The 16,649-nt window shown below is 39.7% G+C and carries 14 protein-coding genes; 11 read left to right on the plus strand and 3 right to left on the minus strand.

Annotated features, from left to right (window positions below):
* Nucleotides 1-88: 88 nt before the first annotated feature.
* Nucleotides 89-745: a repressor LexA gene (locus tag ED557_04820; protein RNC86097.1), complete on the plus strand. Its 657-nt coding sequence runs from the start codon at nt 89-91 to the stop codon at nt 743-745.
* Here the strand turns inward: ED557_04820 and ED557_04825 are convergent.
* Both ED557_04825 and ED557_04830 read right to left on the minus strand, forming a co-directional pair.
* Nucleotides 742-1,173, minus strand: a complete 432-nt coding sequence (locus ED557_04825) for a hypothetical protein (GenBank protein ID RNC86098.1) — start codon at nt 1,171-1,173, stop codon at nt 742-744. The genes ED557_04820 and ED557_04825 overlap by 4 nt on opposite strands.
* Before the next feature lie 156 nt (nt 1,174-1,329).
* Nucleotides 1,330-2,436 carry an AraC family transcriptional regulator gene (locus ED557_04830; GenBank protein ID RNC86099.1) on the minus strand — a complete coding sequence of 369 codons (1,107 nt, stop codon included), beginning with the start codon at nt 2,434-2,436 and terminating at the stop codon, nt 1,330-1,332.
* A gap of 131 nt (nt 2,437-2,567) precedes the next feature.
* Between ED557_04830 and rplU the strand changes: the two genes are divergently transcribed.
* The 4 genes from rplU (at nt 2,568) to ED557_04850 (ending at nt 5,938) form a co-directional block, all read left to right on the plus strand.
* Complete coding sequence (rplU, locus tag ED557_04835; GenBank protein ID RNC86100.1) at nt 2,568-3,062, plus strand: 50S ribosomal protein L21; 495 nt, start codon at nt 2,568-2,570, stop codon at nt 3,060-3,062.
* A gap of 29 nt (nt 3,063-3,091) precedes the next feature.
* Nucleotides 3,092-3,349: a 50S ribosomal protein L27 gene (locus ED557_04840; GenBank protein RNC86101.1), complete on the plus strand. Its 258-nt coding sequence runs from the start codon at nt 3,092-3,094 to the stop codon at nt 3,347-3,349.
* A 73-nt stretch (nt 3,350-3,422) separates the two neighbouring features.
* Complete coding sequence (locus ED557_04845) at nt 3,423-4,073, plus strand: FAA hydrolase family protein (GenBank protein RNC86102.1); 651 nt, start codon at nt 3,423-3,425, stop codon at nt 4,071-4,073.
* Nucleotides 4,073-5,938 (plus strand): M23 family metallopeptidase, encoded by a 1,866-nt coding sequence (locus ED557_04850; protein RNC86103.1) that lies wholly within the window; start codon nt 4,073-4,075, stop codon nt 5,936-5,938. The genes ED557_04845 and ED557_04850 overlap by 1 nt, the downstream gene beginning before the upstream one ends.
* Here ED557_04850 and ED557_04855 read toward each other — a convergent pair.
* On the minus strand, nt 5,906-6,283 hold the full coding sequence (locus tag ED557_04855; GenBank protein ID RNC86104.1) for a RidA family protein: 378 nt from the start codon (nt 6,281-6,283) through the stop codon (nt 5,906-5,908). The genes ED557_04850 and ED557_04855 overlap by 33 nt on opposite strands.
* A gap of 124 nt (nt 6,284-6,407) precedes the next feature.
* On the opposite strand from ED557_04855, the gene ED557_04860 reads away from it, so the two are divergent.
* The 6 genes from ED557_04860 to ED557_04885 all read left to right on the plus strand — a co-directional run bounded on the left by ED557_04860 (nt 6,408) and on the right by ED557_04885 (nt 16,645).
* Complete coding sequence (locus ED557_04860) at nt 6,408-7,694, plus strand: hypothetical protein (protein RNC86105.1); 1,287 nt, start codon at nt 6,408-6,410, stop codon at nt 7,692-7,694.
* A gap of 23 nt (nt 7,695-7,717) precedes the next feature.
* Nucleotides 7,718-8,899, plus strand: coding sequence for a hypothetical protein (locus ED557_04865; GenBank protein RNC86106.1), 1,182 nt, complete (start codon nt 7,718-7,720; stop codon nt 8,897-8,899).
* A gap of 6 nt (nt 8,900-8,905) precedes the next feature.
* Nucleotides 8,906-10,042, plus strand: a complete 1,137-nt coding sequence (locus ED557_04870; protein ID RNC86107.1) for a PLP-dependent transferase — start codon at nt 8,906-8,908, stop codon at nt 10,040-10,042.
* Between the two features lie 73 nt (nt 10,043-10,115).
* Nucleotides 10,116-11,294, plus strand: a complete 1,179-nt coding sequence (locus tag ED557_04875; GenBank protein RNC86108.1) for an acetyl-CoA C-acyltransferase — start codon at nt 10,116-10,118, stop codon at nt 11,292-11,294.
* Between the two features lie 283 nt (nt 11,295-11,577).
* Entirely contained in the window at nt 11,578-15,438 is a 3,861-nt protein-coding gene (locus ED557_04880) for a hypothetical protein (GenBank protein ID RNC86175.1), read from the plus strand.
* A 61-nt stretch (nt 15,439-15,499) separates the two neighbouring features.
* On the plus strand, nt 15,500-16,645 hold the full coding sequence (locus tag ED557_04885) for a hypothetical protein (protein RNC86109.1): 1,146 nt from the start codon (nt 15,500-15,502) through the stop codon (nt 16,643-16,645).
* Nucleotides 16,646-16,649: the final 4 nt, after the last annotated feature.

Below are 16,649 nucleotides of genomic sequence, written 5' to 3' on the forward strand. Positions count from 1 at the left end.
ATATACATATTTTGCACACATTTTTTATTGAACTTCATTCTAAAACTCCGTTTATTACACATGTTTTGTACAGTAAATAAATATCATCATGGATAATGCGCATTTAACGAGAAAACAACAGGAATTTTTTTCATTCATTGTTGACTATAAGAAAGAGTATGATGTTTGGCCTACTTATAGAGAGATAGCCGAACATTTTGGATATCGATCTCCAAATAGTGTCACCCAAAATATTCAGGCACTTCTTAAAAAAGGATTTCTGGTCAAAAAAAATGATGAGGAATATGATCTTCCAGGTGATAAAAAAAGTTTACTGGCTGAAAACAACGACTATGAGGGTATTCCTGTTCGTGGTTTAATTGCTGCCGGTTATTTACAAGAAGCTGTTGAAGCCGATTTAGGAAGCATAACTATGTCCACGTTATTCCCAAATCTTGATAAACTTTTTGCCCTTCGAGTATCCGGTTTCAGCATGAAGAATGTTGATATATATGATGGCGACTTTGTACTCCTTATGGATACAAAGCTCAATAGCGGAGAAATTGGAGCAGTACTTTATAATGGAGAAACTTCACTAAAAAGAATTTTCTGGGATGAAAACGGGCTTCGACTGGAAGCCGCTAATGAAGCATATGATGATATATACATAGATCCAGATGTATTCGAAGAAGTTAAAATCATCGGCAAATACATCGGGCATGTAAACAGACAGGGTTTTCATAGAGCCCCATCTAAAGTAGCTTAGCTTTCTTTCTTCCAATAGTGACCATCGAAAATCGTCGTCCAGGTTTTACCCTCATCAGATGATTGCTCCCAGTGCTGGCGAATATGGTCATCTGCCAGGTGATAGAAGGTAAGTTTGTATTCCAACTTCACTCCTCCCTGACCTACTCCCGTTCCGGTATATTTAAGTGCTTTTGCACTTTCATCATATGAACCGGAGAATTCAATAGGGATCCCACCACTTCCGATCCATTTTTGATGCCATTTGCCATCTAGGATATTATAATAGTTCAAACTCTTCCCGGTATATCCCGAGCCGCCCGTCCAGTTTTCTAAAATTACGCAATCACCAATAGTAAGCTCAATTCTGCTGTTTCCTACTACAACATCTTGAGGATTTTTTACTTCCCATTCTCCTATCCAGAAATCAAACTGTCGATACTCGGGCATTGTTTTGCATCGCGATTGTTGAGCCTGTTGTGCAAATACGGAGGTGGATGAAATAACAAATAACAAAAGGAGTGATATTCTCATGGCCTAAATTGGTTTGATATTTCACCAATCTTAAGCCTATCACTTCGAAATCAGAAACGTAAACTGTAACGATTAATCGGGATTTACACCCTTTGCAGTCTCTTGTTTTCTGAATTCAGAAGGTGTACAACCCACAAAACGCCGGAATGCTTTATTAAAAGAAGTTTTATTACTGAAACCAGACTCAAGTGCAATACCATGAATAGTGAGTACTTCGTGTTTTTCCAGTAACAACTTTTTGGCTTCTTCTATCCGGTATCGATTTACAAAATCAGAGAATTTTTCACCTAGCTCATCATTAAGCACCTCCGAAACATGATGCTTCTGCATATCAATTGAAATTGCCAGGCGCTGTAGGGTGAGATCTTTTTGCAAAAATAGTTTATTTGACCCCATCACCTCGATCAATTTTTGTGAAATCTTTTTCTTCTCTACCGATCCCAATGAAGAATGCTGGTATTTTGGAGTCGAAACTGAAGTTTCCTTCTTTGAGCCATAGCTATATCCCAGATAACCGGTCACATAAATAAAAACACTCATAGAAAATGAGATTGCGTAGTCATAGCCTTTTAAGTACCCGTAAAACTCTATCATGATATAATACGAGAGGAAACCTAGCGCGAAACCAAGAAAAAGTGCACTTGATACTTTTACCAGCCTGTCATCTTTTAATGCATCTCCGAACTTCTTTATTACCCCATATGCTAATGCCCAATACAAAAATAGAGAAAGAATTTGAGTCCATGGGATGAGCTTGCTCATCACAATTATCCAGGTATTACTGGATGGTATTGTTGACATCATTTGAATTTTTGTCTCAGTACCTGAAATATAGTAAGGCACATTCATTGACAAGAAGACCAGACCCGGAATAAAATGAGGAAGCATCTTCTTAAATGAATAAGACTTTTCGTCGATTACAGACTTCACAAAAAAATAGAACAGAGGGCCATATACAAAATAATATGGGGCACTAACTCTGTTTAAGTGAGGAAAAAGAAATCGATACCCGGTCCAGTAGAAAACGTATTCAACCAGTGTAATGGAAAAAAGCAGACATATGGCCGCTAGTAAATAATAACTAGTTTTCTTTTTGCTGATCAAAAGAATAGATAGAAATATTCCCTGAGCTGAAGCAAAAAGGAAGATAGAAGTCCATGTATCGAATGAATATTCCAACGCTATTATTTTTTCATACAGATAATCATGACGAATAGTATAAAGTTTTTAGTTGAAATTCTTTTTTTTGAACACGTATTGCCTTATCTTTTAAAGCTCTGACAAAAATCAAAAAAGTAGAACGAAAGACTATGTACGCGGTTGTAGAAATTGGCGGGCATCAATACAAAGTAGCCGAAAAAGATATTTTATTTGTTGACAAGCAGAATGTGGAAGGCAAGAGTGTATCATTCGATAAAGTATTGCTTGTTAAAGATGATAAAGGTGTAAAAGTAGGAACCCCTGTTGTAGAAGGTGCTCAGGTATCTGCTACCATCCTTGATACTGTTAAAGCTGACAAAGTTCTTGTATTTAAGAAGAAGCGACGCAAAGGGTATCAAAAGATGAATGGTCACCGACAAGTGATGTCTCAAATTCAAATTGAAGGTATCACCCTAAATGGAGCTAAAAAGAAAGCTGCTGCACCTAAAGCGGAAGCTCCAAAAAAAGAAGAAACTAAAGCTGAAGCTTCAACTTCTGACCTAAGTTCTAAAACAGTAGCCGAATTAAAGAAAATGGCTAAAGAACAAGGAATTGAAGGTTATTCAAGCATGAAAAAGGCTGAACTCGTTGAGGCCCTTAGCTAAAACAAGAATTTAATTAACGGTTCATTACCATGGCACATAAGAAAGGACAAGGTTCTACCAGAAACGGACGTGACTCAGAAAGTAAACGTCTAGGTGTAAAAAGATTCGGAGGCGAATTTGTTCGCGCCGGAGGAATTATCGTTCGCCAGCGTGGTACTAAGTTCCACCCTGGGAATAATGTAAGAAGAGGAGGCGATGACACTCTTTTTTCAGTTGCTGACGGGCACGTTTCTTTCACTACTTCAACCGGTGGAAGAAAATTTGTAAATGTCGAGCCTGCTAACTAAACTAAGGTTGTCGATCATCTATGTTGAAAGCCATCTGTCGAAAGACTGATGGCTTTTTTTATATCTTTGGGTTATGAAAGGATTACGTATACCCGGACTTGGGCTCCCTGTTAACACTATTTTTTGTATTGGAAGAAACTATGCTGACCATGCTAAAGAAATGGGACACAAGCCTCCAAAAGAACCAATGGTATTTATAAAGTCGCGCAATTCAATTTGCTTCGATGGTTCAGAGATCACCATCCCAACTCAAAGCGACGATGTGCATCATGAAGTAGAACTAGTTATTGCCATAAAAAAACCTGGTAAAAATATTCCACCTGAAAATGCGCTAGAGTACATAGCAGGTTATGGAGTAGGCATAGACTTCACTGCACGAGATCTCCAAAAAAAAGCTAAGAAAAAAGGTCATCCCTGGAGTGTATGTAAAGGATTTGATGACTTTGGACCGATTAGCTCATTTGTTCCATTCGAAGGCAATGAGTTTCCTGAGCTAACACTTTCGCTTTCAGTCAATGAAGAAATTCGGCAGCAAGGTTCCACTTCTATGATGCTTTTCACTGTAGAAAAATTGATAAGCTATCTCTCTGGAATTTTCACGCTTGAAGAAGGAGATTTAATTTTTACGGGAACCCCTGAAGGGGTAAGTGCAGTACAAGCGGGAGATCATATTTCAGCAACGCTTAATACTAACCATACATCGCTAACGGTAACTATCCAATAGTGAATACAAAACATCTCCTCTCGTTTTTATTCCTTTTCTCTTTCACCTTTTCTGCGGGTATCCAGTCACAGGATTACCTATGGCCTACTGATGCCAGCCCTTATTTGACTTCAACTTTTGGTGAGACTCGATCTGCTCACTTCCACGCCGGACTGGATATAAAAACATGGGGCAGAGAGGGCTATAAGGTTTTTGCCTCAAAAGACGGCATTGTATATCGATTAGGAATAGCTGTAGATGGGTATGGAAAGGCTATCTACCTCAAGCATAATGATGGCTCTTATACGGTTTATGCACACCTTCAAAGATTTAATAACAAGCTTCAATCCTACATCGATTCATTACGACTGCAAGACTTTTCCTTCGAAATTGATGTGATAACAGAGGAAGAAGGATTTTATGTAAACCAAGGAGACGTAATTGGCTTTACAGGTTCCACAGGTGTTGGCCCTCCACACCTCCATTTTGAAATCAGAGACTCTAATGATGTACCAATCAATGCGCTAAGTACAAACCTTGCTGTTGAGGATTCTATTCCCCCCACTCTATCCGCGTTAATGGCCGTGCCTTTAAGTAAAGAAACAACGATTCGAGGCTCGAGGTATCCCCAGCGTTATTACCCAACCAGAAAAGCAAATGGAGAGCTAGATTTTGGAGTTATTGAGGCTTGGGGCCCAATTGGTCTAATGATTTCTACTTTTGATGAAGCGGAGGGGGTAACAAATAAGTATGCTGCCTACGAACTCCTACTTTCGTACCAAAACGATACGCTGTTTTATCAGAAACTAGATCAATTCTCTTTTGATGAAGCTGACCTCATGTTCAATGATCGTGTTCCGGCTTTTGGAACTTCCAGAAGATCTTATCAGGTCTTATTTGAAAAAGATGGACCACAAAACCCTTTTTATAAAATAGTAGATCCTCGCTCTATTATTAATCCTGGTGACTCGCTTGTCAATCTTATGATTACTGTTACTGATTATTATGGAAATAAAACGATTGCTAATGTTGCGGCAATCAAGGATTCAAGTAAAATTGAAGCTAATTACCAATCCCCCAAATTACTCAAACCTTTGTCAGAGTGGCTTTGGACGGAAGATTGGGCCTATGGTGAAAATAGAATTATTGACCTTAAATCTGATACCGTAGGCAGTATATGGGATGATATCCTGAATCAACGGCTATATAAATTTGGGATTGAGACTTATCTGTGGACCAGGGTTTTCCCAAAAAAGAACACAACGTTTTACTCACCCTCTAAAGATCTTAAACTCAAATTTCTAGAGAATACCTTTTTTGATACACTAACAGTATTTACGAGTAGCAGTATAGTTGAAAACGGCAATTATTATCTTGATATACAGCCTGGAATGATACCAGCTAGAACTGAATTCAAGGTCGAGTACTACATAAATGAAGGATTTGACCCTGAATCCAGGTATCAGCTTTTCCGAATTGACCGTATTCGTGATGAAATAAGGTATGTTGAGTCCAAACAAATAGGTCGAACCATTCATGGATACCCATCAGCTCTAGGCGAGTTTCTTGTGATGCCCGATAATGAACCACCAGTCATGGAGTTCCCCTCAATCATACAAACTCCCAATCAAAAATGGCTGATCCAAATCCCAATTGTTGATAAACTATCCGGAATCGATTTTAAATCAACTACTATTTTTGTGAACGGAGTTCAGGGAATCGCAGAATATGATAATGAAGAGGATCTGCTCTTTTACTATCAACCGTCTTTTCTCCCAAATACAGAGAACATCATAACGGTTAACACAAAAGACAGAGCAGGAAATGCAATTACTGAAAGTTTTAGAGTTCTCTCAAATAAAAGCGATACAGCTGATTTCAACTAAAACTTCTTTAGGCAGAGTTTGTACCGCTACCGTTTCACGTGCTGGCGGATCAGCCTCAAAATAACTGCCATATACTTTATTCACGTCTCCGAAGTCTCCCATATCATCCAGAAATATGGAACATTTAATTACTTTAGAAAAATCACTACCCGCTTCCTCCAAAACTGCAGCTAAATTTTTCATCACTTGCTCAGCTTGAGTAGCTGCATTATCCCCTACTATTTGCAGTGTTTGTGGATCTAGTGGTATTTGACCGGAACAATACACTAAATCATTGTGAATAATAGCCTGACTATATGGGCCAATTGCTGCTGGTGCATTTTCCGTTGATACAATTTTTTTCATGTTATTTGCACATTATTTGATTGGTAGACTCCAACTGCTTGTATTGCAGAAAGTTCATTATATGGTTACTTTGTAAAACTTAATAAAAGAATTTTAACTCATCCATTTTCAAATCAGGTAAAAAATGAAAAAGTATTCTTTAAGTCTCTTTGCTCTTGTGGTAGCTTTGTTTGTTTCTAATTGTGGCGGCGGAGACCCGCTAATTGATCCCATTAAAGCTGGGTTGAACTCACAAAACTATGAGCAGGCTCTGGCAATGGCTGACACTGCCATTATGAAAGATCCTACAAATGGCACACCACACTATTATAAAGCTGTTGTATACAATAACCTCGCTAAACTGGAAGCAAACCCAAATGATCGAACTCCTCTGTATGAAAAAATGAGGTCTTCGTTAATGGAAGCCCGGGCGAAATACGATGTAGCTGAGAGTCCAGCGGCTGAAGCAAATGAAATTACCCCTCTAATCCTGGACACCTGGGAACTAGAGCATAACGAAGGAATTAAATACGCAACCGTTGACAGCGTAATGGAATCTGTTGATGCACCATTATCGTGGTCTATTGCCCATCTTAATAACGCAACAACCATCAACCCGGATAGTGTTCTCTCTTTTGATGTAATAGCACAGATTTATTATATGAATCAGGAACCAGCAAAAGCGGCTGAATCTATTACTACAGCAATCAACCTTCAGGAAACTGCTGCTGCTTCAGAATACGATCGATTAGGATCTTATTACTTCTTAAGCCAGCAACCAGAAAACGCTGTTACCGCAATCGAGGAAGGTCTTGAGATTTATCCTGACAGTGTATTCTTGATTGAAAAATTAGCAGATGGTCTATTCCAAATCGACCAAACTGATAAGGCGCTTTCTGTAATGGATAGATTAATTCAGAATGACCCTGGAAATGCTCGATACCATCTTGTAATTGGTACACGTGTATATCAGCGTGTATTAAGTCTAAGCGATCAAGTAACTGAAGCCAGAGATCAAATTTTTGATCTTGAACGTAATGATGGTTCACAAGAAGAGATTGATGCTTTGAATGAAAGAATCGAAACCTTAGAAGCAGAAATGCAACCTCTTACAGATCGAGCTGAGTCAGAATTACTTGAGGCAGCAGAACTTGACGATACTATTCCAAGTACTTTTAACACCTTAGGTATCCTTTATCAAAACAATTCAGCAGCTTTATTTGATAAGCGTAATAATACTGTAGATAATGATGAGGCTGAGATGTTTGATACTCAAGCCAGAGAAGAAGCTACTAAAGCTATGCAGTTTTATGAGAAAGCCGCTGAACTTGATCCTGATAATACTTCATACTGGAATTCCCTTTTCCGAATTTACACGCTACTAGATATGCGTGAGGAAGCGGAAGAAGCTATGAAAAAGGCAGGCATGTAATCCATTTCATTGAAAAGAAATCTATGAAGTACTTTTTTCCAACCCGATTGACAGGCCTAGTGCTTGTCATCGGGTTTTTTTTCGCATGTTCCTCTTCTAAACCAAGTATCGACTCTTTAGTTGAAAACAATGAGTATGAGCTTGCACTATCAAGCATTGAAGAAAGCCTGCTACAAAACCCAAATCAACCAACCCTGATCATCCAAAAGGGAGAAATCAACATCATTTTAGCTAAGCAGCAGGAAGCTGAAAACAGAAGTAATTTTTACGCTGAAGCGATTACAGCTTTTGATGAAGCTGTAAATATGGAGGCTGACTCATCACAAAAAGCAGGTATTGAAGAAGCTCTGAATCGAGAATGGTCTCAGGAACACAACTCTGGCACCGCATCTTTTAATAATGAAACTACAGATGCGGACCATTCAGTGACCATTGCTCATTTCAAAAACGCGATCCTCCTTAATCCTGGTGAAAGTAGTAGCTACCAATCGTTAGCTACCACTTACTTTACTTCGGGAGAGATTCAAGAAGCCATTGCTACACTTAATACGGCTAAGAACTCGGTCGAAGAAGTCCCTAATTCTTTATACGAAAATCTTGGCTTCCTATATCTTCAAGATGGGAATGCTGTACAATCTGTTTTTTACTTTGAGCTCGCCAATACTGATATAATCGGCAACAAAAACATCGCCTTTGGTTTGGTTAATGCCTACATATCTGCCGGAGAGCGTGAAGAAGCAGTCTCATTGCTAAGAGAACTTTCTACAACATATCCTACTGATGGTGCCATTAGAAATGTATATGGTACTCAGCTTTACTTGGTTACCCAGGAAATTATGGATGATCTGGTTAGTGCATATTCTGAAGGAGATACTTCGTTAGCATCACAGATCAGATTTGAAGCAGAAGGAGTTGGTGAACAGGCAGAACAAGAGCTTATTGGAGCTCTGAATACTGACAGCTCAAACGACGACTATATCGAAAGCCTTGCTGTATTCTATAACAATATGACGGGAAAATATCTTGAAGCACACAGAGTCGCTTTTGATGAGGATAAAACTTCTTTGGAGAATAAAGCCTCTGTACTTCTCAATTTTGCTATTGAATACTATCAGAAACTTTTGGAATCTTCTCCTGGTTCACAATCCATCGAAGACACGATAAATAGTTTAAACACTCTAAAAGAAAACCGGTTCGGTTCTTAGAACTAAATGAAATTCAACACCAAAGCAATTCATGCAGGACAGCACCCAGAGGAAACCTCGGGCGCTGTTATGCCCCCTATCTTTCAGACTTCAACCTATCAACAATCGGCTCCCAATGTTCATAAGGGTTATGATTATGCCCGGGTAGGTAACCCAACAAGAACAGCATTAGAAAAGCTAATTGCTGGTTTAGAAGGAGCTGATGAAGCAGCATGTTTTGCAAGTGGTGTGGCCGCGATGGATGCGCTGATAAAAATGTTCCGTCCTGGGGATCACATAATATCCTCAGATGATTTATATGGAGGATCATATCGGTTATTTACTTCCGTATTTGAGCCATATGGAATTTCTTTCTCATTCATAGATATGACTGACCTGGAGTTAGTAAAAAATACTATCACTCCTTCCACCAAAATGATGTGGATTGAAACTCCTACAAATCCATTACTCCGCGTAGTAGATCTTGAAGCACTTATTGGAATAGCTAAAGAGCACGAAATCCTCACTATTGTTGATAATACTTTTGCTTCTCCCTACTTACAGAGGCCTTTAGAATTTGGAGCTGATGCAGTATTACACTCCGCAACAAAATATCTTGCAGGACATTCTGATGTTATCCATGGAGCAGTTGCAAGCTCGAATGATGCAATTATGGAGAATATAAGGTTCCAGGTTAAATCTACTGGAGCTGTTCCTGGCCCAATGGACTGTTATTTGACATTAAGAGGTATTAAGACACTGGCTGTACGTGTAGAGCGATCCGTTCAGAACACCAAAAAAATTGTTGAGTTCCTAAGCACTCACCCCAAAGTAGGTACTCTGCTTTATCCTGGCTTGCCAACACATCCTCAACATGAACTGGCTAAACGACAAATGGATGATTTTGGAGCTATGCTTTCTTTTACACTCAAAGACGATTCTATCGATGCTGCTGTAAAATTTATGAGCAGCACAAAAATCTTTACACTAGCCGAGAGTCTTGGAGGTGTTGAATCTCTTATTAGCAACCCCGCCTCTATGACCCATGGTTCAATTCCAAAAGAATTAAGAGAAAAGGCAGGGCTAAGTGATTCACTCATTCGTATTTCTGTAGGAATCGAAGATGCAGACGATCTTATTCAAGATCTAGATCAGGCATTTTAACAATTCCTTTCAATAATCATTTCTATCTTTAGTGCTTCAAAAAAGCGCTTACAATTCTCAAATTTATTTACCCATGCGAAACGTCGTAATTGTTGATGCTAAAAGAACTCCAATAGGAGCTTTTGGTGGAACCCTTTCTTCTTTTACTGCCCCTGAACTTGGAGCCAGTGCAATTCTAGAAGTAATAAAATCTTCTGGAATATCACCGGATGCTGTTCAAGAAGTGGTAATGGGAAATGTTTTAACTGCAGGAGTAGGCCAAGCACCAGCAAGACAAGCGGCTCTTAAAGCGGGACTTTCACAGTTAACTCCCTCAACAACTGTGAATAAAGTGTGTGCATCCGGAATGAAAGCTATTATGATTGCTGCAGATCAGATTAGACTCGGTGACGCAGATGTTATTGTTGCAGGAGGGATGGAAAGCATGAGTAATGTACCTTATTACTTACCTAAGCATCGTTTCGGTTCTAAATATGGACACATGCAGACTGAGGATGGAATTCTGAAAGACGGACTTTGGGATGTTTATAACAACTATGCGATGGGTAATGCTGCAGAGCTTTGCTCAAAAGAGTGTTTTATCAGCCGAGAGCAACAAGATGAATATGCAATAGAATCTTATAAGAGAGCTATTGCGGCACATGAGCAAGGCTATTTTGCAGACGAATTAATCAAGATCAATGTAAAGGACAGGAAAGGGAATGTTACTGAGATCACTAACGATGAAGAGCTAGCAAAGGTAAATTTTGAAAAAATCCCTTCACTACGCCCGGTTTTTGAAAAGGAAGGAACAGTAACTGCTGCAAATGCATCTAGCATCAATGACGGAGCAGCAGCCGTGCTTTTAATGAGCGAAGAAAAAGCAAACGAATTAGGCGTTACTCCCTTAGCCAGAATAGTAAGTCATGCTAGCGCAGCAAAGGCGCCGGAATGGTTCACCACGGCTCCATCTGATGCTATTCCAATTGCATTAAAAAAAGCAGGGGTCGAGAAAACGAATATAGATTTATTTGAGATTAATGAGGCCTTTTCGGTAGTAGCTCTAGCAAATAACCAAATACTTGAACTGGACCCACAAAAAGTGAATATACATGGTGGGGCAGTGAGTATTGGGCATCCAATAGGATGCTCTGGAGCCAGAATTATCGTCACGTTGATTCATGCACTTAAAAGAACACAGGGAAGCCTTGGATGTGCTGGCATTTGTAACGGTGGTGGAGGCGCTTCTGCCATTGTATTAGAAATGCTTTAAATCGTCTTTAAAAGTTGACATTATAGGCAGGCAGACCTATTATTGATAAAATTTTAACGAACCAATAGACCATCAAACACAGCTACAGTTTTTCTTTTTAACCCTTAAAAAGCATTTGTACTGTATGGTTTCTAAGCCAATCTCATCGTTAAAAGTCCTTTTAGCATAATTGGATTTTATCGCTGTGGATTCTTTATACCTGGCAATAAGGAATTTCTAGTGCAGTTTAACCTAAATGATTTCGAGAAAAGCGATCATATTTCTTTCGATTATTGTCTTAGGCATGGCTTCCTCGTTACAGAGCCAACAGCTTAAGACTATTCAATCGACTGCCGATTACACGGACTACGAAATCGTTCTGGACGACCTTGGTATATATCCAGCTCATGAGCTTATGATTCCTATGGTAAATGGAGTACCCGGATACCAGATCCTGCGATCTACTATTGAAGAGAAAAACGAAGTACTATCAGAAACAAGCAGAATAGCACTAAACCTTTCTTCTACAGAAAGTCCTGTAGCCGAAGTAATGGAAGCTGGTTGGTACAGGGGAAATCGTGTCAGCTCTTTAAAAATACATCTTGCCCGTGCAGGTGAATCCTCAACTTTAATTACAAAGAATATTCAGTTCCGGGTTTATCATGTACCGGAAACAGTACCACGTACATCTGTTAAAAGGAAATCCTCTCTTGCTGAAGATCACCCACTTGCCAATGGAACCTGGTACAAGATACCTGTTAGAAGCAGGGGGATTTACCAATTAAATGCTACTTATTTGTCTAATCTTGGAATAGATGTATCAGCCATTGACCCAAGGAATATTCAACTTTGGGGAACAGATGGCTTACCTCTTCCGGAGCCGAATAGTGATGATCGACCGGAATTTGCTGAAATCCCTATAATTGTAGAGGGCGAGTCAGATGGAAGTTTCGATGCCAATGACCGTGTAATCTTTTATGGAAATAGTGCTCATCGTGAATCTAGAGTAGTAAGTTCAGTTTCATTTAACCATTCCATTCATCCATATAGTGATGAGAACTATATATTTCTGACGATTGGTAACTCAGCTGGCCAAAGAATAAGTACCGCAAATAGTGACCTCTCTCCCACCCGAACCATTACTGATTTTGATGACTTTATATGGCTCGAAGAGGAATTAACCAAAACTGAGACCAAGCAAAAATCAGGGAGGTATTGGTTAGGCCAAACCATCCCTTCCAGTGCTCAGAATCAAATTGTAAGTGTATTCAGAGATACCCTTCCCGACATTGATACCAATGTCCCTATTCGTGTTTCCGGACAAATCTACCTGCGCTCCACTTCCACTACTTCTTTTCAGCTTTATTTTAACGATGAGGAATTCAGGGGCTTTAGTATTGCAAGGCTAACAGGTGATTACACCTCTTATGAAAATAACTCCGCCAGACGGTACGTGTTTAATAATGCCTCTTTCTCTCCGGAGATCACTAATGGTATTCTTGAGCTCAGCCTTCGAATGGGCAATACTGACTCCGGGGCAAACGCCTTTATCGACTATTTTAGGTTTGTTGTAAGAAGGAAATTAACAGCGGTCAATAACCGGCTATTCTTCTTTGGCCCTGAGGATGGAGCCACCACTGAAATTGGGCAGTTTGTTCTTAATGGATTTTCAAGTATTCCATATGCATTTGATGTAACCAATCCAATAGATCCTCAACAACTTAGTGTTTCACAATCAGGTTCGTCTTTTAACCTTAACTACAACACCGACCCGAATAATAAAATCATTGTCCAAACTAACTTGTTCACTCCTAACCAGGGAACTGAAGTACCCAATCAAAATCTCCATAATCCAGGGGTATATCCTGATTATGTGATAGTTACTTCTGAGTTATTTGAAGACTTTGCTCAGGAATTAGCTGATATGCGAGCTGAAGATGGATTGACTCCATTAGTAGTAACACAAAACCAGATTCTGAATGAGTTTTCAGCAGGTATTACCGACCCAACTGCTATTCGTGATTTCTTAAAGTATCTATGGGACAGGGCAGCTCTTGATGGTCAAACTGCTCCAAAATATCTGCTTCTCTTTGGTGATACTACCTATGATACCAAAAACATTATAGCTAATTCTTTCACGAATTATGTACTCACCTACCAAACTAGCGAATCAATTCACAGGGTGAATTCATTTGGGAGTGATGATTTCTTTAGCCTCATGGATGATTCAGAAGGCTTATTAAATTCTTCTGCTCGTTCTGATATTGGTATTGGGCGTATTTCCGCGCAAACAAGAAGTGAAGCGGCAATCGCTTTGGATAAAATAAGACGCTACGAAAACCCTGCAAATGATGGGGATTGGCAGAATTTATTCACCTTTGCAGCTGATGATGATTTCCCTCAAGCTTCTTTAAATCGCGATCTCCATGTTGAAAACGCAGATGGAACTCTTCGATCAATGGACTTATATGGAGCAGGAGCCCGTTCGAAAAAAATCTATCTGTTCGATTATGCAGAGGAAATTACAGGAGCCGGACGTCAAATTCCTGGTGCTACTGCTGACTTTATAAACACCATTAACAAAGGAACACTAGTTACCAACTACTCCGGGCATGGAAATACCCAAACCCTTTCAGATGAAGAGTTTTACACATCCGATTTAATTTCTCAGATGACGAATAGGGATAAATTGACCTTATTTGTAACAGCAACTTGCCAATTCGGTAGATACGATGATATCAATGCTCAATCTGGTGCAGAACTTCTGTTTTTTGCCAATAACGGTGGAGCTATTGCAGCCTTTACAACTACACGGGTTGTATATACCAGCTCAAGTTCAAGTTCCCTGAATTATGGACTAAATATTGAGCTTTCCCAAAATATGCTTGAGCGTAATGCAGATGGAGAGCCCCTAACTCTTGGTGAAATTTACCTTCGAACGAAAAATACCTCTGTTGGTTCAGAACAAAACAACAGAAAATTTATCCTTCTTGGAGATCCGGCATTACAATTTGCATTACCAAATAAAAGTGCTGAGATAAGTGCAGTTAATGAACTTGATGTATCTGCAAATGATACAACTGTTACTATCCAAGCACTGGATCGGGTGACACTCAGGGGGAACATTAAAAATGTAGAGGGTGAAATTGAATCTTCTTTTAATGGAGAAGTTACCATTACTCTTTTCGATGCTCCCAGAACGGTTAGCATCCCCTCTGATCGTGAATGGCTTGAAGAACCAGATGATTGTTATCTAAACCAAAACACTGCCTTAGAGTGTACTTATAAAGCAGAAAATGATATTCTTTTTAAAGGAAAAACCATTGCTGAAAACGGTGAATATTCCATCACCTTGGTAATTCCGAAGGACATCAGCTTTTCTCCCGAGAATGGCCGAATTCTGATATACGCCAAAGATGGAAATACAACTGCAGGTGGTTCTTTCACCGATGTGATATTCAATGGAGTTAACTCGCTTGCTGTGAATGATGGTAACGGCCCCGAATTGGATGTCTATTTAAATGATCAAACTTTTATAAATGGGAGCCTGACAACCAGCGCTCCAACTTTAATAGTGGAACTGAGTGACAGTTCCGGAATTAATACTACAGGAACAGGAGTAGGACATGAAATAATTGCTACAATCGATACAAAACCACAACAAACCTATGTGCTCAACGATTTTTTCGAAGGTACATTAAACGATTACAGAAGTGGGCGTATCGAGTACCCGCTGGAAGAAATTCCGGAAGGTAACTATGCGCTAAAAGTTCGAGCCTGGGATGTTCATAACAACCCTTCAGAAAACGAAATCTTTTTTGAGGTAGCCAGTAATCAGGATTTGGTAGTTGACAATGTGTACAACTATCCGAACCCGATGAATAATGTTACATCCTTCACTTTCGAACATAACCAACAGGGGAACCCTCTAGATGTAGATATCAACATCTACACTCTTAGTGGCAAACCTGTTCAACGTATTCAAGAATACATACCTCCAAGCAATACACTTAGTTCTTATGCCAGTATTCCATGGAATGGCCGTGACAGGGATAATGATCGCCTGGGTAACGGTACTTATATTTATGTGCTTCGGGTTACAACAGATACCCCCGAAGGAAGAAAAACAACCGAAAAAATCGAAAAGCTCGTAATTATACGGTAAGATTAACCCAACATATATTTATCTTTAACCGTTATATTCGGGATTAAACTATTTGTCATCTATGAATAAAATATATTCGTTAGCAATAGCCCTGATGCTATTCGTTTATCCAGCAGTATCGAACGCGCAAGTGGGCATTACCGCAGTCCCTTTTCTCCAAATTGAACCTGATTCTCGTGGTGCAGCCATGGGTAATACAGGCGTAGCTATCGCCGATAATGCGGCGGCTATGTTTTGGAACCCTGCCGGGCTCGCTTTTCAAACCGGAAACCAGGTTAGTATTACCCACTCCAACTGGTTAGCTAACTTCAATGTAAGCGACCTGTTTTATGACTACCTGGTAGGTAAGTATTATGTGGAAGGCATCGGTACAATTGGTGCACACATAACCTTCCTGAATTTAGGTGAGCAAGTAGTTACTAATGAAACCAGCCCTGATCCTATTTCCCGATTTAATAGCTATGAATTGGCTTTTGGAGTTTCTTATGGGTATAAAGTAAATCAAAACCTGGCACTAGGTACGAGTGTCCGCTTAATTTATTCGAGTCTTGCAAATGGTACTTCCGTAGGTGCCCAAAAGGTAAATCCGGGAAGTAGTGTGGGAGTTGATTTAGCGCTCTTGTATAAAACTAATCCTTTCATGATTGGAACCAATGAAGCGAGATTCAGTACAGGGTTCAATCTTTCTAACCTCGGGCCAGGAATCCAATACACCGATAATGCCCAAAAAGATCCCCTTCCTACCGTACTTCGCTTTGGTATTGCTTTCGATTACAATCTGGACCCGGAAGGCTTCAACAGAATTACTGTAGCAGCCGATGTTTCCAAAATTATGGCTCGAAAAGAAGAAGTGATCTCCACACAGGGAGGCATTACAGATACCACATTTGTAGCTTCTGGCCCTATTGAATCCCTATTCCAGTCTTGGGATACCTATACAAGATTTGATGGACAACAAAATGTAGAGCTTAGCTTGCTTGAGCAATTTATGATCGGTGCCGGTGCCGAATACTGGTACAATAATCTCTTTGCTTTGAGGGGCGGTTACTATTACGAAGACCCTAATAATGGAGACCGAAAGTATATTACCTTTGGTGCAGGTTTGCGCTATAACTCATTCGGAATTGATTTCAGTTATATTAAAACATTAGAGTCTGATCACCCGTTAGCAAATACACTTAGATTTAGCGTTCTACTCGATTTTTAGCCCC

The organism is Balneola sp. (assembly GCA_003712055.1).
Classification (GTDB): domain Bacteria; phylum Bacteroidota; class Rhodothermia; order Balneolales; family Balneolaceae; genus RHLJ01.

Excerpts from the sequence above, each read along its gene's own strand:
- ED557_04820 (RNC86097.1), top strand. The coding sequence starts at position 89 with ATGGATAATGCGCATTTAACGAGAAAACAACAGGAATTTTTTTCATTC.
- ED557_04860 (RNC86105.1), top strand. The coding sequence starts at position 6,408 with ATGAAAAAGTATTCTTTAAGTCTCTTTGCTCTTGTGGTAGCTTTGTTT.
- ED557_04825 (RNC86098.1), bottom strand. The coding sequence starts at position 1,173 with ATGCCCGAGTATCGACAGTTTGATTTCTGGATAGGAGAATGGGAAGTA.
- ED557_04870 (RNC86107.1), top strand. The coding sequence starts at position 8,906 with ATGAAATTCAACACCAAAGCAATTCATGCAGGACAGCACCCAGAGGAA.
- ED557_04840 (RNC86101.1), top strand. The coding sequence starts at position 3,092 with ATGGCACATAAGAAAGGACAAGGTTCTACCAGAAACGGACGTGACTCA.
- ED557_04875 (RNC86108.1), top strand. The coding sequence starts at position 10,116 with ATGCGAAACGTCGTAATTGTTGATGCTAAAAGAACTCCAATAGGAGCT.
- ED557_04885 (RNC86109.1), top strand. The coding sequence starts at position 15,500 with ATGAATAAAATATATTCGTTAGCAATAGCCCTGATGCTATTCGTTTAT.
- ED557_04845 (RNC86102.1), top strand. The coding sequence starts at position 3,423 with ATGAAAGGATTACGTATACCCGGACTTGGGCTCCCTGTTAACACTATT.
- ED557_04880 (RNC86175.1), top strand. The coding sequence starts at position 11,578 with ATGGCTTCCTCGTTACAGAGCCAACAGCTTAAGACTATTCAATCGACT.
- rplU (RNC86100.1), top strand. The coding sequence starts at position 2,568 with ATGTACGCGGTTGTAGAAATTGGCGGGCATCAATACAAAGTAGCCGAA.
- ED557_04865 (RNC86106.1), top strand. The coding sequence starts at position 7,718 with ATGAAGTACTTTTTTCCAACCCGATTGACAGGCCTAGTGCTTGTCATC.
- ED557_04855 (RNC86104.1), bottom strand. The coding sequence starts at position 6,283 with ATGAAAAAAATTGTATCAACGGAAAATGCACCAGCAGCAATTGGCCCA.